General features: G+C 72.2%; 16 protein-coding genes. 8 read left to right on the plus strand and 8 right to left on the minus strand.

What is annotated here, in order from left to right:
- Window position 1: 1 nt before the first annotated feature.
- Window positions 2-295 (minus strand): MoaD/ThiS family protein, encoded by a 294-nt coding sequence (locus tag AB0R04_RS30260; RefSeq protein WP_063351215.1) that lies wholly within the window; start codon window positions 293-295, stop codon window positions 2-4.
- 681 nt (window positions 296-976) lie between these two features.
- On the opposite strand from AB0R04_RS30260, the gene AB0R04_RS30265 reads away from it, so the two are divergent.
- The 5 genes from AB0R04_RS30265 (at window position 977) to AB0R04_RS30285 (ending at window position 6,498) form a co-directional block, all read left to right on the plus strand.
- A complete protein-coding gene (locus AB0R04_RS30265; protein WP_063348270.1) occupies window positions 977-1,708 on the plus strand; it encodes a response regulator transcription factor in 732 nt (243 codons plus the stop codon).
- A gap of 136 nt (window positions 1,709-1,844) precedes the next feature.
- Window positions 1,845-2,906: a LacI family DNA-binding transcriptional regulator gene (locus tag AB0R04_RS30270; protein WP_363376760.1), complete on the plus strand. Its 1,062-nt coding sequence runs from the start codon at window positions 1,845-1,847 to the stop codon at window positions 2,904-2,906.
- Between the two features lie 125 nt (window positions 2,907-3,031).
- Window positions 3,032-4,174 carry a trypsin-like peptidase domain-containing protein gene (locus AB0R04_RS30275; protein WP_363376762.1) on the plus strand — a complete coding sequence of 381 codons (1,143 nt, stop codon included), beginning with the start codon at window positions 3,032-3,034 and terminating at the stop codon, window positions 4,172-4,174.
- Between the two features lie 63 nt (window positions 4,175-4,237).
- Window positions 4,238-5,008, plus strand: coding sequence for a response regulator transcription factor (locus AB0R04_RS30280; protein ID WP_363376764.1), 771 nt, complete (start codon window positions 4,238-4,240; stop codon window positions 5,006-5,008).
- Window positions 5,005-6,498, plus strand: coding sequence for a HAMP domain-containing sensor histidine kinase (locus AB0R04_RS30285; protein WP_363376766.1), 1,494 nt, complete (start codon window positions 5,005-5,007; stop codon window positions 6,496-6,498). The genes AB0R04_RS30280 and AB0R04_RS30285 overlap by 4 nt, the downstream gene beginning before the upstream one ends.
- 74 nt (window positions 6,499-6,572) lie before the next feature.
- On the opposite strand, the gene AB0R04_RS30290 is transcribed toward AB0R04_RS30285, so the two are convergent.
- The 6 genes from AB0R04_RS30290 to AB0R04_RS30315 form a co-directional block, all read right to left on the minus strand.
- A complete protein-coding gene (locus AB0R04_RS30290) occupies window positions 6,573-8,372 on the minus strand; it encodes a bifunctional metallophosphatase/5'-nucleotidase (RefSeq protein ID WP_063348273.1) in 1,800 nt (599 codons plus the stop codon).
- 252 nt (window positions 8,373-8,624) lie between these two features.
- Window positions 8,625-9,974, minus strand: coding sequence for an ATP-binding protein (locus tag AB0R04_RS30295; RefSeq protein WP_063348274.1), 1,350 nt, complete (start codon window positions 9,972-9,974; stop codon window positions 8,625-8,627).
- Between the two features lie 54 nt (window positions 9,975-10,028).
- Entirely contained in the window at window positions 10,029-11,603 is a 1,575-nt protein-coding gene (locus AB0R04_RS30300) for an SCO6880 family protein (protein ID WP_063348275.1), read from the minus strand.
- 7 nt (window positions 11,604-11,610) lie between these two features.
- Window positions 11,611-12,900 (minus strand): hypothetical protein, encoded by a 1,290-nt coding sequence (locus tag AB0R04_RS30305; RefSeq protein WP_363376768.1) that lies wholly within the window; start codon window positions 12,898-12,900, stop codon window positions 11,611-11,613.
- On the minus strand, window positions 12,890-13,705 hold the full coding sequence (locus AB0R04_RS30310) for a hypothetical protein (protein WP_363376770.1): 816 nt from the start codon (window positions 13,703-13,705) through the stop codon (window positions 12,890-12,892). Before AB0R04_RS30310 ends, AB0R04_RS30305 begins: the two co-directional genes overlap by 11 nt.
- A 168-nt stretch (window positions 13,706-13,873) precedes the next feature.
- Window positions 13,874-14,224 (minus strand): hypothetical protein, encoded by a 351-nt coding sequence (locus AB0R04_RS30315; protein ID WP_063348277.1) that lies wholly within the window; start codon window positions 14,222-14,224, stop codon window positions 13,874-13,876.
- A 248-nt stretch (window positions 14,225-14,472) separates the two neighbouring features.
- Between AB0R04_RS30315 and AB0R04_RS30320 the strand changes: the two genes are divergently transcribed.
- Together AB0R04_RS30320 and AB0R04_RS30325 are read left to right on the plus strand one after the other, a co-directional pair.
- Window positions 14,473-15,699: a bifunctional lytic transglycosylase/C40 family peptidase gene (locus AB0R04_RS30320; protein ID WP_363376772.1), complete on the plus strand. Its 1,227-nt coding sequence runs from the start codon at window positions 14,473-14,475 to the stop codon at window positions 15,697-15,699.
- A 184-nt stretch (window positions 15,700-15,883) separates the two neighbouring features.
- Window positions 15,884-16,597 carry a phosphatase PAP2 family protein gene (locus tag AB0R04_RS30325; RefSeq protein WP_363376774.1) on the plus strand — a complete coding sequence of 238 codons (714 nt, stop codon included), beginning with the start codon at window positions 15,884-15,886 and terminating at the stop codon, window positions 16,595-16,597.
- 14 nt (window positions 16,598-16,611) lie between these two features.
- On the opposite strand, the gene AB0R04_RS30330 is transcribed toward AB0R04_RS30325, so the two are convergent.
- A complete protein-coding gene (locus AB0R04_RS30330) occupies window positions 16,612-16,809 on the minus strand; it encodes a hypothetical protein (protein WP_079136271.1) in 198 nt (65 codons plus the stop codon).
- A 162-nt stretch (window positions 16,810-16,971) separates the two neighbouring features.
- Between AB0R04_RS30330 and AB0R04_RS30335 the strand changes: the two genes are divergently transcribed.
- Window positions 16,972-17,871 carry a hypothetical protein gene (locus AB0R04_RS30335; RefSeq protein WP_063348280.1) on the plus strand — a complete coding sequence of 300 codons (900 nt, stop codon included), beginning with the start codon at window positions 16,972-16,974 and terminating at the stop codon, window positions 17,869-17,871.
- Window positions 17,872-17,878 lie beyond the last annotated feature (7 nt).

Genomic DNA, 17,878 nt, shown 5'->3' on the forward strand with positions numbered 1-17,878 from the left:
CTCAGCCTCCCGCGAACGGCGGCAGCACCTCGACCGTGCCGCCCTCGGTGAGGGCCACGGTCGTGTGGTCCCGGCCGCCGACCTGGGAGCCGTCGACCAGGTAGGAGCAGTGCCCGAGCAACTGGACGAGCTTCGGCCGGTCCGCGTGCCGCCGCCTGGCCTGTGCCAGCGCCTCCGCCAGGGTCACCGCCTCGTACGGCTCCTCGGCCAGCCCGGCCTCGGACTTCGCGGCCGCCCAGTAGCGGATCGTCCCGCGCACCCGGGCGCCGCTCGCGGGCTCCGTGGTCGCACCCATCGGGGCCACCCCTTCTCGTCGTCCTCGCCCGGCCCCGGTGCCCCGGTCCGGCTCGCCACCGGGCCGCCCGACCACCCGAAAGATGGACTCGCACGGCGCCGCCGATGTGCGTCCCATGATGGCGTGTCCGCCGCCACGACCGGCAATCGCCCTGGCTGAGGGGGCCCGGAGGACGGCTCGAAGCTGTGTCCAGGCTCACCCGGCGCGCGCCCGGATTGGGCGAACCGCCGGATTCGAGCCCTCCCGGCGCGGAGGGCCGTCGGCTATCCTCGACGTCCAAGAGGGATCCGGGCAGAGTCGCCCCCGGGTCCTTTTGTGCTTTCAGGACGCCAGTACGGACATTCTTGCGATTCGTCGGCCCACCCCCGGCGCGTCGCGGGAACCGCCCCGCCCCACGCGGCACGACGACGTGCCCCGGCCGGCCGGGGTGTCCACCCGGCACCCGGGCCGCCGCCCGGGACCGGAAACAAACCGGAGGGTTCGCGGGATGAACAGGGCAGAAACGGTGCGCCAAGGGTTGCGGGACCCTCGGCGCGTGCGCCGTCGCGTCCTGCGCACCGGCCGGCCCTCCGGCGCTCCTCGGGCGTCCATCCACCTCCCCCCGACCTCAGCACGTGCGCCATCCGGCTGTGGCGGCAGCCGTAACGCGACCGCGACGACCCGGAAAGGGGACTACCGGGTATGAGTTCTCTCCTCCTCCTCACCAACGCTCTGCAACCCTCCGCGGAGGTGCTGCCGGCCCTCGGCCTGCTGCTGCACAACGTCCGGGTGGCCCCCGCCGAGGGATCCGCCCTGGTGGACACCCCCAGTGCGGACGTCATCCTGGTCGACGGGCGGCGCGACCTGCCGCAGATCCGCAGCCTCTGCCAGCTGCTGCGCTCCACCGGCATCGGCTGCCCGCTGATCCTGGTGGTGACCGAGGGCGGCCTCGCCGCCGTCACCGCCGAGTGGGGCATCGACGACGTCCTGCTGGACACGGCCGGCCCGGCCGAGGTCGAGGCCCGGCTGCGGCTCGCACTCGGCCGGCTCCACATCAGCACCGACGACAGCCCGATGGAGATCCGCAACGGCGACCTCACGGTCGACGAGGCCACCTACTCCGCCAAGCTCAAGGGCCGGGCGCTCGACCTCACCTTCAAGGAGTTCGAGCTGATCAAGTACCTCGCCCAGCACCCCGGCCGGGTCTTCACCCGGGCCCAGCTGCTGCAGGAGGTCTGGGGCTACGACTACTTCGGCGGTACCCGGACGGTGGACGTGCACGTCCGCCGGCTGCGCGCCAAGCTCGGCGTCGAGCACGAGCAGCTGATCGGCACCGTGCGCAACGTCGGCTACCGCTTCGTCGTCCCGGAGAAGCCGGAGAAGGGCGAGCGCCCGGAGCTCGCCCAGCGCCCCTCGGCGCCGCTGGAGGCCTGACCGACGGCCGGGCGGGCCCACCCCGCCCGGCTTGTCCGGTTCGCTCCCCGGCACCTGCCGGGCACCCGCCGAAAGCCCTGACGGAAAGCCCCAGGTCCCACTGCCGACGCGCACGCCACACGCGTAGACTCCCCCCGTGGCCAAAGTGACGCGCGACGATGTAGCCCGGCTGGCTGGTACCTCGACCGCGGTCGTCAGCTACGTCATCAACAACGGGCCGCGCCCGGTCGCGCCCGCGACCCGGGAGAAGGTCCTCGCCGCGATCGAGCAGCTCGGCTACCGGCCGAACAGCGTCGCCCAGGCGATGGCCTCCCGCCGGACCAACCTGATCGGCATGGTCGTCCCGGACGCCCGCCAGCCCTTCTTCGCCGAGATGGCGCACGCCGTGGAACGGGCCGCCTCCGAGCGCGGCAAGCTCGTGCTGATCGGCAACTCCGACTACGTGGACGACCGCGAGGTGCACTACGTCCGGGCCTTCCTCGGTATGCGCGTCTCCGGCCTGATCCTGGTCAGCCAGGGCCCCTCGCAGCGCGCCGCCGAGGAGTTCGCCGCGATGGAGGGCGCCAAGGTCGTGCTGCTGCACCGCCGCCCCGAGGCGATCGACGACGTCGCGGTGGTCACCGACGACGTGGGCGGCGCCGAGGCCGTCGTCCGCCACCTGTTGGAGGCGCACGGGCACCCGTACGTGGCCTGCTTCGGCGGCCCGGTCGAGTCCCCCGCCCCCGGCGACCCGGTCATCGACCACGTCGAGGGCTGGCAGCGCGCCATGGACGCGCACGGCCTGCCCACCGAGCCCCACCTGATCGACGCGCCCTTCCACCGCTACGGCGCGTACGAGGTCGCGCTCGGGGTGCTGCGCTCGCCGGACCGGCCGCGGGCGATCTTCTGCTCCACCGACGACCAGGCGATCGGCGTGCTGCGGGCCGCCCGCGAGGTCGGGCTGAAGGTCCCGGAGGACCTCGCGGTGGCCGGCTTCGACGACGTCCCCGAGGCCGCACTCGCCGACCCGCCGCTGACCACCGTCGCCTCCGACCGCGACGCGATGGCCCGGGCCGCCGTGGACCTGGTGCTCGACGACTCGCTGATGGTGCCCGGATCGGACACCGAGCGGGTCCGCAAGTTCCCGTCCCGCCTGGTGATCCGCCGTTCCTGCGGCTGCGGCGGCGCCGCGGCGGTCCCGACCGGGGAAGCGGAGTAGCCCACTCCGCTCCACCCGCCGCCGCACACTGCCTGACCAGGCTTTATGAGAACCCAACGGGCTTCTCGGACCCTTCTGAGCCGGTTCTCATGCCATCCTCATCCACCAGGCGGACGTTGGTCGGCATGAGCGAACAGCAGCAGCACCACGACGAGCAGTACGGCCCGTACGAGCCCCGCGTGGTCGAGGGCACCGTCCTCGGCAGCAGCGCCGCCACGACCGCCTACGGGTACCGCGAGGACCACTCGGCGGGCGGCTTCGACTCCCCGACCCCGACCCCGCCCATGCCCCCCGAGCCGCCCACCGCCGGCCAGCCCGGCGGCCACGGCGGCCACGGCAACCGCGCCCGGCGCGGCCTGCTGCGCGGACGGCTCGCCCTGGTCACCGCCGTCGCCGCGGTCGCCGCCGTCATCGGCGGCGTCACCGGCGGGTTCGTCGCCGCCGAGCAGCACGGCTCCGCCGCCCGCACCAGCACCGTCGCCAGCCCCGTCTCCGCCCGCTCCGACGGCGGCGCCGACGTGCCGGCCATCGCCGCCGCCGTCTCGCCGAGCGTCGTCCAGATCACCGTCAAGAACGGCAACGGCACCGCCACCGGCACCGGCGTCATCCTCGACACCAGCGGACGGATCCTCACCAACTACCACGTGATCGACACCGCCGCCGACGGCGGCCAGATCACCGTCGCCTTCAAGGACGGCTCCACCGTCCCGGCCACCGTCACCGGCACCGACAAGTCCCTCGACGTCGCCGTGATCACCGCGAGCGGCGGCAAGAACCTCACCCCCGCCACCCTCGGCGACTCCTCCGGCGTGGCCGTCGGCGACCCCGTCGTCGCCATCGGCAACCCCGACGGCCTCACCGGCACCGTCACCTCCGGCATCATCAGCGCCGAGAACCGCGACGTCACCGTCCAGCTCGACGAGGGCACCACCAGCAGCAACGGCGGCTTCGGCTTCCCCAGCCTGCCCGGCCTGCCCAACCTGCCCGGCACGCGCGGCAACCTCCCCCAGCAGAACAGCGGCAGCACCACCACCTACAAGGCCTTCCAGACCGACGCCGCCCTCAACCCCGGCAACTCCGGCGGCCCGCTCATCAACGCCAACGGCCAGGTCATCGGCATCAACTCGGCGATGTACGCCCCCAGCGGCGCCAGCTCCACCGCCGGCGGCGGCGGCAGCAGCGCCGGCAGCGTCGGCCTCGGCTTCGCCATCCCGATCAACGACATCAAGCAGGTTCTGCCGAAACTGGAGGCCGGCCAGAACCTGTAAGACGGACAATTACCCCCGGTACCCCCAGCAGGCCCTCCACCCGACGAGAAAGGGCAGCAGCCCATGACCCCGTCCGCCGACGACCGCACCGCCGCCGAGGCCGGCCACCCCTCCGCCCGGCTCCTCGTGGTCGACGACGAACCCGCCCTCCGGGACGCCCTGGAGAGCAGCCTCGCCTTCGAGGGCTACGAGGTCGCCACCGCCACCGACGGCTACGAGGCCCTGGAATCCGTCGAACGCGACCGGCCCGACCTCGTCCTGCTGGACATCATGATGCCCCGGATGGACGGCCTCACCGCCGTCCGCCGGATGCGCTCCCGCGGCGACACCGTCCCCGTCCTGATGCTCACCGCCCGCGACGCCGTCGGCGACCGCGTCACCGGCCTGGACGTCGGCGCCGACGACTACCTCGCCAAGCCCTTCGAACTCGACGAACTGCTCGCCCGCGTCCGCGCCCTGCTGCGCCGCAACGCCCTCGCCACCGAGGCCGCCGCCCGCGCCGCCGCCGAGGACGAGAGCGAGGTGCTGGCCTTCGCCGACCTGCGGATGAACACCGCCACCCGCGAGGTCACCCGCGCCGGCAAGCCCGTCGAACTCACCCGCACCGAGTTCATGCTGCTGGAGATGTTCCTCGCCCACCCCCGCCAGGTCCTCACCCGCGAACAGATCCTCAAGGCCGTCTGGGGCTTCGACTTCGAACCCTCCTCCAACTCCCTGGACGTCTACGTGATGTACCTGCGCCGCAAGACCGAGCAGGGCGGCATGCCCCGCCTCGTCCAGACCGTGCGCGGCGTCGGCTACGCCCTGCGCCCGGCCGCCGGCGCCACCACGTGACCTCCCCCACGCCCTACCCGCCCCCGCCACTGGCTCCACCCGGCGTCCCCCGCCGCCGGCGCCTCTCCCACTGGCTCCGCTCCCGCTCCCTCCGCAGCCGCCTCACCTTCCTGAGCGCGGCCGCGGTCGCGGTGGCCATCGCCCTGTCGGCGCTGGCCTGCTGGTTCATCGTGGAGAAGCAGCTGTACGACCAGGTCCGGGCGGACCTGGCGGGTGCTCCCGCAGCACCGATCGGGAGGAACTCCCTGGACTGCTACGCCACCCCGGAAGCCGCGTTGGAGAACCAGCGCGGCGTCGTCATCCCGGACATCAGCGGAGCCGTCCCCCGGGACACCCAGTTCCTCCGGGGCGGGGCCGGGGGCGTCTGTCTGCCCCCCGGGGCGACCAAGGCGATCGTGACCACGTCGGAGGACGCCGCCGGATTCCGGCTCAAGCCGGGCCAGTCGATCATCCGGGACGGCCGGTACACCAACGGCGACCCCGCGATCGTCCGGCTGACCCTCAACCACAGCTTCCAGGTGCCCGTCGTCGTCATGGTGGCGACCCCCTCCCAGCCCATCGAGGACTCCCTCCAGCGGCTCGCCCTCCTCCTCGGCGGCGTGGCCCTCGGCGGGATCATCCTCGCCGCCATCGCCGGCCGCGTGGTCGCCCGGTCCGCGCTCAAGCCCGTCGACCAACTCACCGACGCCGTCGAGCACATCGCCCGCACCGAGGAGGTCGGCACCACCATCCCCGTACACGGGGACGACGAGATCGCCCGGCTCTCCACCTCCTTCAACTCGATGAGCACCGCCCTCGCCAACTCCCGCGAGCGGCAGACCCGTCTGATCGCCGACGCCGGGCACGAGCTGCGCACCCCGCTCACCTCGCTGCGCACCAACGTCGACCTGCTGATCCGCAGCAACGACACGGGCCGCCCGCTGCCCGCCGCGACCAAGACCAAGCTGCTGGGCAACATGAAGGCACAGATGCAGGAGCTCACCGTCCTGATCGGGGACCTGCTCCAGCTGTCCCGCCCGGACTCCCCCAAGCCGGTCCACAACCCCACCGTGGTGGCCCTGCACGAGATCGCCGGGCGGGCGGTCGAGCGGGCGAAGCTGCGCGGCCCGGGGCTGGTCTTCGAGACCGCGACCGACCCCTGGTTCGTGCACGGCGACGCCGCCGGGCTCGAACGGGCGGTGATCAACCTGCTGGACAACGCGGTCAAGTACAGCCCGCCCGGCGGCACCATCGAAGTCCGGCTCCAGCAGGGCGTGTTGACCGTCCGCGACCACGGCCCCGGCATCCCGCCGGAGGAACTGCAGTACGTGTTCGACCGGTTCTGGCGTTCGCCGTCCTCTCGACAGCTGCCCGGCTCCGGCCTGGGCCTGTCGATCGTCGCGCAGAGCGTCCGGGAGGCGGGCGGCGAGGTGTCGCTGGGCCCGGCCGGGGACGGCGGCCCGGGCGCGCTGGCGACCGTCCGGCTGCCCGGCGGCCCCGCCCCCGAATAGGGCGGGACAGGCGGACAACGCAGGACGGGCGGGGCGCCCCGACAGCGCCCCGCCCGTCCTGTACCGGCTCACGGTCAGTCGATGTCGACGCCCGGGCCGATGACCTTGATCCGATCCTGCGCCGGGGCCTTCAGCGGCGAGGCCGCCGAGCTGTGGGCACCCAGGTAGGCGGCGAAGACGTCCAGGTCGGAGGCGCCGACGAGCTTGTCGGTGCCGGCCGCGAAGGCCGGGAAGCCGTCGCCGCCGCCGGCCAGGAACTCGTTGGCCGCGACCCGGTACTTGGCGGCCTGGTCGATCGGGGCGCCGTTCAGCCGGATCGAGTCGACGACCACCCGGTCCGCACCGGTCTTGCGCATGTCCAGGGTGTAGTGGAGGCCCGAGGACGCCTGGAGGATCTTCGGCGCGGCCGCGTTGGAGCCGCTGACCTGCTGCTGGAGCAGCTGCACCAGCTGGGCGCCGGTCAGCGTCTTGACCTGCATCATGTTGGTGAACGGCTGGACGGTGAACGCCTCGCCGTAGGTCACCACGCCGTCGCCCTCGGCGCCGGAGGCCTTGTAGACCAGGTCGGAGCGGATGCCGCCGGGGTTCATGAAGGCGACCTGCGCCCCGCCCTTGGCGGCCGGGGCGAGCCCCTCCACCTGCGCGTCGGCGATCAGGTCACCGAGCGGCTTCTCCAGGTCGCTGTTGCCGCGGCCGTTGATGTCCGAGGCGATGTAGCCGATCGGCCGGTTGGCGATCGGGGCGGCCAGCTTGGAGTAGTGGTCGACCAGCGCCGTCATGTCGGGCGCCTTCTCGACGGTGCGGCGCACCACGTGGTTCTCGGCCTTGACCGTCGGGCGGACGATCTCGCCGGTGGTCTTGTCCAGCTTCATGTCGATCTCGGTGTACAGCCGGCCGAAGGAGGCGGCGCTGGTGACCGAGCGCGGGACGCCGTTGGGGTCGGGGATGGTGCAGGCGTACGCGTTGTGGGTGTGACCGGTGACGATGGCGCCGATCGACGGGTCGAGCTTCTTGGAGATGTCGACGATCGGACCGGAGATGCCCTGGCCGGCCGGGCCGCAGTCGTAGTTGTAGACGCTGCTGGCCGGGTAGCCGCCCTCGTGGATCAGCGCGACGATCGAGTTGACGCCCTTGGCCTTGAGCTCGGCGGCGTACTTGTTGATCGTGGTGACCTCGTTGGCGAACTTCAGGCCCTTGACGCCCTCGGCGGTCACGATGTTCGGCGTGCCCTCCAGGGTGACGCCGATGAAGCCGACCTTCACGCCCTGGGACTTGGTCACCCAGTACGGGGCCAGCAGCGGCTTGCCGGTCTTCTCGTCGGTGACGTTGGCCGACAGGTAGTTGAAGTTGGCGCCCTTGAACGTGCGGCCGGGCTCGTAGCAGCCGTCGACCGGGTGGCAGCCGCCGTCCTGCATGCGCAGCAGCTCCTGCGCGCCCTCGTCGAACTCGTGGTTGCCGACCGAGGTGACGTCCAGGCCGAGCTTGTCCATCGCCTCGATGGTCGGCTCGTCGTGGAAGAGCGCCGAGGTGAGCGGGCTGGCGCCGATGATGTCGCCGGCCGCGACGGTGATCGAGTCGTCGGCCGGGATCCGGGCCTTGCGCAGCTCGGTGGCCAGGTACTCGATGCCCCCGGCCGGGGTCGAGACCTCCTTGCCGGTGGCCGGGTCGATCTCCCGGATGGTGCCGGACGAACCGGCCGGGGGCTCCAGGTTGCCGTGGAAGTCGTTGATCGCCAGCAGCTGGAGGTTGACGGTCTTGTGACGCTTGGCGTTGGCGTCGGCGGCCTGCGCGGCCGTCGGCACGGCCACCGTGCCGACCAGACCTGCGGCGGCGACGACGGCGAGCGCCGCGCGTCGGGATCTGACGGTGAGCATGAGGGTCCCCTGCACCTTGGAGGAGCGCCCGCTGTGGACTTGACCGGGCGTCTGGGTGATGTGTTGCGCCTGTGAAGCCTAGAGTCAACGCGCGTAGCTGTCAGGACGTCGAACGTAACGAGAGGATTACCTCCTGACGAACCGTCGCCGTCCGACCAGCGCCGGCGCCCCCGTCCGGGCCTCCCCGCCCAGACCACCCGCCCGACCCGCCCAGGCCCCCGACCGGCCGCTCAAGCCCCCCGACCCGACCGCTCAGACTCCCGGCTCGGCCGCCAACTGCCGCTCGGCCCGGTCCCGTTCGGCCACCGCGTCCTCGGTCATCGCACGGTCGGTGTACACCAGCGGCCGCTCGGCCTCGGTGATGATGTGCTTGACCACCTGGACATTGCCGTTGACGTCCCAGACCGCGATGCCCGGCGACAGGGTGGGGATGATCTCCACCGCCCAGCGCGGCAGGCCCAGCACCCGGCCGGTGGACCGCGCCTCCTCCGCCTTCTGCATGTAGATCGTCCGGGTGGAGGCCATCTTCAGAATCGCCGACGCCTCCTTGGCCGCCGCACCGTCCACCACGTCGGACAGGTGGTGCACCACCGCGACGAAGGAGAGCCCGAGCCGGCGGCCGAACTTCAGCAGCCGCTGGAACAGCTGCGCCACGAAGGGGCTGTTGATGATGTGCCAGGCCTCCTCGACCAGGAAGATGCGCTTCTTCCGGTCCGGCCGGATCCAGGTGTGCTCCAGCCACACACCGACGATCGCCATCAGGATCGGCATCGCGATCGAGTTGCGGTCGATGTGCGAGAGGTCGAAGACGATCAGCGGCGCGTCCAGGTCGATGCCGTCGGTGGTCGACCCGTCGAACATGCCGCGCAGGTCGCCGTCGACCAGCCGGTCCAGCACCAGCGCCACGTCCAGGCCCCAGGACTGCACCTCGTCCACCGCCACGCCCAGCGACTCCACCGAGGACAGCTCGGGGCTGCGCAGGGTGTCGATGATGTCGTCCAGCACCGGCTGACGGTCCTTCACCGTCGCCACCACATGGGCGTGCGCGGCCTTCAGCGCGAACCCGGCCCGCTCCTCCAGGCCCCGCCCCATCGCCACCTCGACGATGGTGCGCAGCAGCGACAACTGGCCGGTCTGGGTGATCGCCGGGTCCAGCGGGTTGAGCTTCACCCCGCCGTCCCGGGCGGCCATCGGGTCGAGCCGGATCGACTTTATGCCCAGCGCGTTGGCGATCAGGTTCCACTCGCCGACGCCGTCCTCGCCCTGCGCGTCGAGCACCACGACCTGCCGGTCGCGGAACCTCAACTGCCGCAGCACGTACGTCTTCTCCAGCGCTGACTTGCCGTTGCCGGACTCGCCGAGCACCAGCCAGTGCGGGGCCGGCAGCTGCTGCCCGTACAGCTGGAAGGGGTCGTAGACGTACCCCTTGCCGCTGTACACCTCACGGCCGATGATCACGCCCGAGTCGCCCAGCCCCGGCGCGGCGGTGGGCAGGTAGACCGCCTGCGCCTGGCCGGTGGAGGTGCGCACCGGCAGCCGGGTGGTCTCCACCTTGCCGAACATCAGGCTGGTGAACGCCTCGGAGAGGTTGCCGAGCGCCATGTACGGCCTCCTGGTCTGGTCGACGGGCGGTGGTGGAGCGGTGCGGACCGGGCGTCAGCGGCGGATGCCGGTCGCGAACGGCAGGGTGTTGACGAAGGCCCGGTGGTGCTCGCGGTCGCACCACTCCAGCTTGAGGTAGCTCTTGCCGGCCGAGGCCCGGATGGTGCGCTTGTCCCGGGCCAGCGCGTCGGGGTTGCGCGAGGACACCGTGATGTAGCCGACCAGGTTCACCCCGGCCGCACCGGAGGCCAGGTCGTCGCCGCGCTGGTCCACCCGGCCGGTGTGGGCCAGGTCGCGCGGGTCGACCGTCCGGTTCATCTTGGCCGCGCGGCTGGCCTCCGCCTCGTCGTTGGTCTTCTCGGTCAGCATCCGCTCGATCGCGACGTCGGTGGGCTCCAGGTCCATCGTCACCGCGACCGTCCGGATCACGTCCGGGGTGTGCACCAGCAGCGGCGCCAGGAAGTTGACCCCCACCGGGGTCAGCGGCCACTCCTTGATCCACGCGGTGGCGTGGCACCACGGCTCCCGGGTCGCCGACTCGCGGGTCTTCGCCTCCAGGTACTGCGGGTTGGTCGCGTCCAGTTCGGCCGGCCAGGCGTTGCGCCGGGACATCGCCTGGATGTGGTCGATCGGGTGGTCCGGGTCGTACATCGAGTGCAGCAGCGAGGAGAGCCGGGCCTGCCCCAACGGCTGGCGCACCCGGATGTCCGCCTCCGCCAGCCGGGCGCAGATGTCGGTCAGCTCGCGCGCCATCACGGCCGCCAGCCCCTCGTCGTCCCGGGCCCGCCGACCGGTCGCCGTACGGCCCATCGCGTGCGCCTCGGCCGCCAGGTCGCGGGTGTAGTGCATGCAGGCCACCAGGTACGCCCGGTGCTGCTCCGAGGAGGTCGACACCATCGACTGCAACTGGTCGTACGAATCCTGCAGCCAGCGCGGCGCGTCGTGGTCCCCGCGCCGCTCGACGTCCTTGGCGTGCGCGTCCGGGTCGGCCGGCAGCGTCCGGGCCAGGATCTGCAACCGGGTCACGAAGCCGTCCCCGTTGGCGACGTGCTTCAGCAGCGTGCCGAACCGGTCGACCAGCGCCTCCTGGTCCTCCGAGTCGCGCAGGCCGACACCCGGGCCCTCGATCTCGATCGCGGCCGTCACCGTCCGCCGCTCCAGGTGCATCAGCACCCCGACCTCGTCCGGCCCGAACGGCGCGGCCAGCCAGCGCAGCCGCCCCACCCCGGGCGGCGGGCCGACCTCCACCTCCCGGCCGTCCATCCGGGTCCCGGCGTCCATCACGTCCGAGCGCCACACCGACCGGCCGCTGCGCACCGTCCGGCGGTAGGTGCGGTTGATCTCCGCCCACTTGTAGAACGTCCGCCTGCGGTACGGCACGTACACCGCCGCGATGGCCACCATGGGCAGGCCGATCAGGCCGCCGATCCGCAGCGGCAGGATCGGCATCAGCAGGCCCCAGAGCATGCCGAGGAACGCCCCGAAGATGATCAGGACGATCTCGCCGGACTCCCGGTTGCGGCCGATCGGCGCGTTCGGGCGGGCCTTGCCGATCAGGTAGGTGCGGCGCTGGTGCACGTACGGCTGGGCGTACTGGGCTCCGTACTGGCCGAGCGGTTCACTGCTCACTTACCCGTCACCCTCCCTTCGCTGAGTTGCTGTCGCGGATCGGAACCGAGGTCTGCGGCGGCCCGGCCTGCGGTGGTGGCGCCGGCGTCCGCCCGGCGTGCGCGGCGATGCCCGGCGCGACCGAACCGCCGCCCGCACCCCCGCCGCCGCCACCCGCACCGACCGGCCCGCGGTCACCGTGGGTGGTGATGCCCTGCTTCATCAGGTTCGCGGTGCCGTTGATCATCGCCGAACCGGCCGACACCGCACTCGCCCGGGCATGGCGCATGTTCATGATCTCGTCGCCGAAGCCCGGCACGAAGCGGTACACGGCGGCGCTCGCGAAGATCGACAGGAACAGGATCGCCAGCCCCGACAACACCCGCGCGAAGTCGTCGCTGGCCCCGGCCCCCGACGCCACCGCACCCGCCAGGCCCAGGATGACCACGATGATCGGCTTCGCCAGGTCCACCGCCACCATCACCCCCGCCCACCGGCGCACGTGCTTCCACAGCTGCTTGTCCACCAACCCCGCGTACACCGCCGTACCCAGCAGCGCGCCCACGTACAGCATCGCCGCCCGGATCAGCAGCTCGATCCAGAGCACCGCCGCCGCCAGCACCGCCACCAGCGACACGATGATCAGGATCAGCGGGCCGCCGCCCATGTCCCCCTTCTCCAGGGTGTCGGCGAACGCGCCCAGGTACGACCCGGTGTCCGACTTCGTCCCCACCGCGATCGCCTTGGTCAGCCCGTCCGTCACGCTCACCACGGTGTAGAGGATCAGCGGCGTGAACGCGGACGCCACGACGGTCAGCCACAGGAAGCCGATCGCCTCCGTGAACGCCGTCGCCAACGGCGCCCCCCGCACCGCCCGCTTCGTCACCGCCAGCAGCCACAGCACCAGCGTGATCACCGTCGACACGGCGAACACCACCGCGTACTGCTGCAGGAACGACGCATTGGTGAAGTCCACCTGCGTCGTCCCGTCGATCGCGCTCGACAGCTTCCGCACCACCCAAGCCGCCGCCTGGGCACACCCCTTGGCCAACGACCCCAACGGATCGGCCACACTCCCGATGGCCCCACCGCCCGGGATGACGACCGCGCCATTCGGGGCGCAGCCCGCGTCGCTGCCCGGGATCGGCAGATCGACCTTCTGGCACGTGGGGGTGGCGGACGGCGTGGCCGACGGTGACGGCTCGGCGAACACCCGCTGGGCCGCCAACAGCGCCGCGACCTGCAAGGTGGCGAACGCGCCCGCCAGCGTGCCCGCTCGGCGTGCGGTGGAGCGGTGTGAGGTCTGGTCAACGGGCATAGCGGAACCCCCCGAACTGCTGGACGGCGCCGGTGATCTCGTCGGCGGTGGCGGCCTGCTGGTCCCCCGGCATCGGCGCGGGGCCCTGCTTGCTGGTGAAGTCGGTGAGCTTCCAGTCGCTGCCCGTCCAGTGGAGCGAGAGCGTGAGGGTGAACCAGTTCGTCGTCACGGGCTGGACCGAGTGTTCGCCGGCGAGGCCGGTGAGGCCGGTGCACCAGACCTCGACCTTGGCGTCGCCGTCGCTGTAGCCGGTCGACTTGGCGCCGACCGGGACGGTGCGGCTGACGAACGTGAGGCCCTTGGGCGCGCGGCCTTGGGCGTCGAGGCCGTAACGGGCGGCGGTGTCGCCGCCGAACCCCTGGTCCAGGCGGCTCTGCAGGCCCGAGACCGCGCCCGGGTCGGCGATGGTGGCGACGATGGTGTGGCGGCTGTCGGCGCGGAACATGTCGGCGGAGCCGATCGCCACCGCGTAGTTGGCGGCGGCGGACTGGGCGCCCTGGTCGGTGTGCGGGTAGCCGGAGCCGATGCCGTTGGTGGTGGTGCCGACGGGCTGGTCGCCGCTGGGGGCGGGGCCGGCGCCGGCGGGCGCGGTGGGGGCGGCGTGGTCGGCGGAGCGGCCGGTGCTGCCGGGGTCGGGTTTGTCGCGGTTGGCGATGGAGATGGCCACGACGAGCAGGGTGACGACGACGAGGACGGTCAGCAGGGTGCGGAGCGGTCGGGCCTGACGCTGGGTCGGCTGGGAGGAGGGCTGTTCGCCGACCGGCAGCCGCGTACGGGTGTGCGGCTGGTCGTCGGACAACGGCACGGCGGCCCTCCTGGTGCGGGGAGCCGGGGGGCTCCGGGGGCCCTCCGCCGGGGGCGGGCGCGGACGGAGGGTGGGAACGGGGGGTGGACTGCTGGCGGGTGGGCTCGGGGCGGTCCGGACGGGGACCTGGCCCCGGGGCGGGCGGGCCTGGCTACTGCTGTCCGATCGTCAGATCGCCATGCCGTAGACAATGGTGAACAGAGTGCCGAGTGATCCAATGATGAACACGCCGGTCAGACCGGCGACGATCAGCCCCTTGCCCTGTTCGGCGCCGAAGCTGTCGCGCATCGCGGTCGCACCGATCCGCTGTTTGGCCGCCCCCCAGACGGCGATGCCGAGGCAGAGGAGGATGGCGACGGCCATGATGACCTCGACCATCACCCTGGCCTCCGACCCGAGGGTCGCGAACGGGCCCCAGTCCGGGGCGATCCCGCCGATGATGGTGTCGATATTCGGCTTCTTTGGAGGGTCCTCGGCCAGGTGGCCGATCGCGTTCGTGTGCACGCTGCTCAGGTTCATTTCCATCTCACCGCCCGATCAGGCAAATTCAAGGGCCCTGACCCCGCCCGCGCGAAGGGTCGGTACCTATTCTTGGCCAGATCTGATGTCGACTTGGCTACTTCTCGCGGATTGGTCGTGAGGCACCGGGCACGTACGCGAGGATGTCCACCGTACGAAGGATAGCGCTCACTCTTTGTATCTCTGATGATTGCGGTGAGCAACGCCTTCCGGAACACTTCGACTGACGATTCGTCGGGATGGTGCTGATGGTACTCCGGAAGGCCGGTACGGCCGCCGCCGCTGCGGGAGTTGTGACGTTCGGGTTGCTCGGTTTGGTGACGGTGGGGACGTTCGCGGCGAGTGGGACGCCGCAGCAGTCGGCGAATCGCGCTGCACTCTCGCCGGGGACGGTCCCGGCGGCGTTCCAGGCGCCGATCCAGCAGTGGGGGGCGCTCTGCCCGGAGATCTCGCCGCCGATGCTCGCGGCACAGCTCTACCAGGAAAGCGGTTTCGATCCGAAGGCCCAATCGGGCGTCGGGGCACAGGGAATGGCGCAGTTCATGCCCGATACCTGGGCGGCGTACGGCACGGATGCCAATGGGGACGGCAAGAAGGACGTCTGGGACCCGCTGGACGCGATCGCCTCGGCGGCCACCTTCGACTGCGCGCTCGCGAAGGACGTCGCCAAGGTCCCGGGCGACCGGCAGGCCAACCTGCTGGCCGCCTACAACGCCGGCCCGTACGCGGTGACCAAGTACAACGGGGTGCCGCCGTACAAGGAGACCCAGGGCTATGTGAGGAACATTCAGGCGATGGCCCGCAGCTTCACCGTGCCCACGGCGCCGGTGGAGGTGTCCGGGCAGTCGGCCGCGGCGATCTACTTCGCGCAGAGCAAGCTCGGGACGCCGTACCTGTGGGGCGGGGAGGGGCTGCCCTCGCAGAACGGGCGGTTCGACTGCTCGGGCCTGACCCAGGCGGCGTACGCCAGCGTGGGCATCACGCTGCCCCGGGTGGCGAACGACCAGTGGTACGCCGGCCCGCACCCGTCGCGCGATCAGCTGCGGCCGGGCGACCTGGTGTTCTGGGCGACGGATCTGAACGATCCGCGGAGCATCCACCACGTCGGGATCTACGTCGGCGGCGGCTACATGATCAACGCGCCGCACACCGGCGCGGTGATCCGCTACGACAAGATCGACACCAGGGAGTACATCGGCGCGACCCGGGTCACCTCGGACGGCGCCCAGGCGCTGCCGGCCCGCAACGCGGACGGTTCCGTGAGCGCCCCGAGCCGCCCTGGCTCGACGACGCCGACCGGCCCGACCAGCCCGACCGCGGCGACCACCCCCTCGGCCCCGGTGGCCCCGGCAGCCCTGGCGAGCCCCAGCAGCGCCGCCACCCCGAGCGCCGCCGGGCCGCCCGCGGCCGCCGCGCCGCCGGCCCCGGCCGGCCCGGACCCCGCCGGGGCGGGGCGGCCGGCGGCGAAGAACTGAGCCGCCCGTGGCCCCGAGGTGTGAGTGCCCTGTGGACGCTGAGTCAAGTTTCCATAACCGCGCGTTTCCGTGGAACGCTGTGCCCCGGCGATGACGTTGATCCCGATGGCCCACCGTCAGCTTCCCGCGCCGGGAGGGCCCCGACCGGATCGAACAGCTGCAGCGGACCAGAAGGAGGTGCGGCGTGTCGACGCCGCTTGCCGACACGACCAACCCCGACCTCGGCCTGCTCTACGCCGTCAACGGACTGGCCAAGCGCTCCCCGCAGTGGCTGGACCACCTGGTCTCGTGGATCGGTGAGTACGGCATCCTGATCGGCCTGGCGATGCTGGGCCTGGTGGCCTGGCTGCAGGCGAGACGCCGCCCGGACGCGCCGGTGGCCGTCGCCGGGCTGCTCTGGGTGCCGCTCTCCGTCGCCATCGCCGAGCTGGCCAACCTGCCGATCGCCGCGATCGTGAACCGCCCGCGCCCGTTCGTCGACCACGGCGGGCTGCTGGTGCTGGTGGACGGCAAGGCCGGCACCCACTCCTTCGTCAGCGACCACTCGACCATGACGATGGGCGTGGCGGTGGCGCTGTTCCTGGTGAACCGGCGGCTCGGCTGGATCGCCGGGGGCCTGGCCCTGTTGCAGGGCTTCTGCCGGATGTTCATGGGCGTGCACTACCCGACCGACGTGATCGGCGGCTTCGCGCTCGCCGCCGCGGTGGTGCTGCTGCTGGCGCCGATCGCGATGGCGGTGCTGGTCCCGCTCTGCCACGCGCTGGGCCGGACCGCCCTCGCCCCGCTGATCCGGGCGCCGGAGCGGGCCGGCGCCGGCCCGCGCGGCCGGCGGCGCGGGCGCGAGCGCGGGGCGGTGCGTTCCGAGGAACAGCCGCCGGAGTCCGATCTGGCGGCGTGAGCCGCCCGGCCCGGCTACCCCGGTCCGCCGCCGCTCTCGGCGAGGGCGAGGTGGTCGTCCCCCTCGCGCCGGGCCAGGTCGCGCGAGCGGCGGGCCGGTGAGAACCAGCCGCAGCTGCAGGTCGCGAAGGCGAAGGAACCGCGCTCGCTGACCGCGACACGGTGTTCGGGCATCCGGGCGGTGCCGGGGAAGGCCGGCAGCTCACTGTGCACGTGGTTCACCGTAACGCGCCGGGCGCCGGGCGCGCGATGCCGTCCGCAAGACCTCTTCCGCGTAACCCTTCGCGGCTCAACTCGTTTGCCCGGAAAGAGCTCTGTTCACCTGGTGGTGTCGGCAGGGCAGTCAGGCCCGAGGGGGTTGTCGCGAGGATGAAGATGACCGACCAGCAGCGTGGCGGACGGCCGGGGCGCCGTCCGCTGCCGCATCTGCGTTCGGCGGCCGGGGCCGCCCTGCTCGCCGCCGCCCTGGCCGGCCTGTCCGCCGGCTGCGCGGCCGGCTCCGGGGGCGGCTCCTCCGACCGGCAGTCGGGTGCCCCCGACCAGCTCGCCGCGGACCCGCTGACGGCGGTGCGCAACAGCGCCGACATCACGGGCCGCACCGGCTCCGCGCACACCGCCACCGAGTTGGTCACCGAGTCGTCCGAGAAGAAGGCCGTCTTCACCGGGACGGGTGGCTACGACTACGTGAAGCGGATCGGCCGGTTGGAGGTCCAGGTGCCGCCGGGCGCGGCGACCACCGGGAAGATCGTCGAGGTGGTCCTGCCGGGCACCGTCTATCTGCAGAACAGCGGCGCCAAGGTGCCCGAGGGCAAGTGGGTCAAGCTGGATGTGCGCCAGCTGCCGGACGGCAACCTGGTCAGCAGCGGCGCCACCGACCCGGCCTCGGCGGCGGGCGCCCTGCGCGGGGCGCAGAAGGCGGACGCGGTCGGCACCGAGACCGTCGACGGGGTGGCGCTGCACCACTACCGCGGCACCCTGGACCTGGCCAAGGCGGCCGACGCGACCGGCGGCCGCGGCGGGGACGGCCTGCGGATGGGGGCCCAGACCTTCACCGTGAAGGAGGTCCCGTACGACGCCTGGCTGGACGACCAGGGCCGGCTGCACAAGGTGGTCGAGGTGTTCACCTTCGCCGGGGTGGCCGGTTCGAAGGAGGCCAAGGACCAGGTGAAGGTGACGTCGACCACCTCGGTGACGGACTTCGGCAAGCCGGTGGAGGCGGCCGAGCCGCCGGCCTCGGACATCTACGCGATGAAGCCCTCGGAGAGCCCGAAGTAGGCCGCCG

Source organism: Kitasatospora sp. NPDC056731 (assembly GCF_040687675.1).
Classification (GTDB): domain Bacteria; phylum Actinomycetota; class Actinomycetes; order Streptomycetales; family Streptomycetaceae; genus Kitasatospora.

Bases quoted from the DNA above. Each gene is read 5' to 3' on its own strand.
- AB0R04_RS30260 (WP_063351215.1), bottom strand. From the start codon at position 295: ATGGGTGCGACCACGGAGCCCGCGAGCGGCGCCCGGGTGCGCGGGACG.
- AB0R04_RS30265 (WP_063348270.1), top strand. From the start codon at position 977: ATGAGTTCTCTCCTCCTCCTCACCAACGCTCTGCAACCCTCCGCGGAG.
- AB0R04_RS30275 (WP_363376762.1), top strand. From the start codon at position 3,032: ATGAGCGAACAGCAGCAGCACCACGACGAGCAGTACGGCCCGTACGAG.
- AB0R04_RS30280 (WP_363376764.1), top strand. From the start codon at position 4,238: ATGACCCCGTCCGCCGACGACCGCACCGCCGCCGAGGCCGGCCACCCC.
- AB0R04_RS30290 (WP_063348273.1), bottom strand. From the start codon at position 8,372: ATGCTCACCGTCAGATCCCGACGCGCGGCGCTCGCCGTCGTCGCCGCC.
- AB0R04_RS30295 (WP_063348274.1), bottom strand. From the start codon at position 9,974: ATGGCGCTCGGCAACCTCTCCGAGGCGTTCACCAGCCTGATGTTCGGC.
- AB0R04_RS30305 (WP_363376768.1), bottom strand. From the start codon at position 12,900: ATGCCCGTTGACCAGACCTCACACCGCTCCACCGCACGCCGAGCGGGC.
- AB0R04_RS30315 (WP_063348277.1), bottom strand. From the start codon at position 14,224: ATGAACCTGAGCAGCGTGCACACGAACGCGATCGGCCACCTGGCCGAG.
- AB0R04_RS30320 (WP_363376772.1), top strand. From the start codon at position 14,473: ATGGTACTCCGGAAGGCCGGTACGGCCGCCGCCGCTGCGGGAGTTGTG.
- AB0R04_RS30335 (WP_063348280.1), top strand. From the start codon at position 16,972: ATGACCGACCAGCAGCGTGGCGGACGGCCGGGGCGCCGTCCGCTGCCG.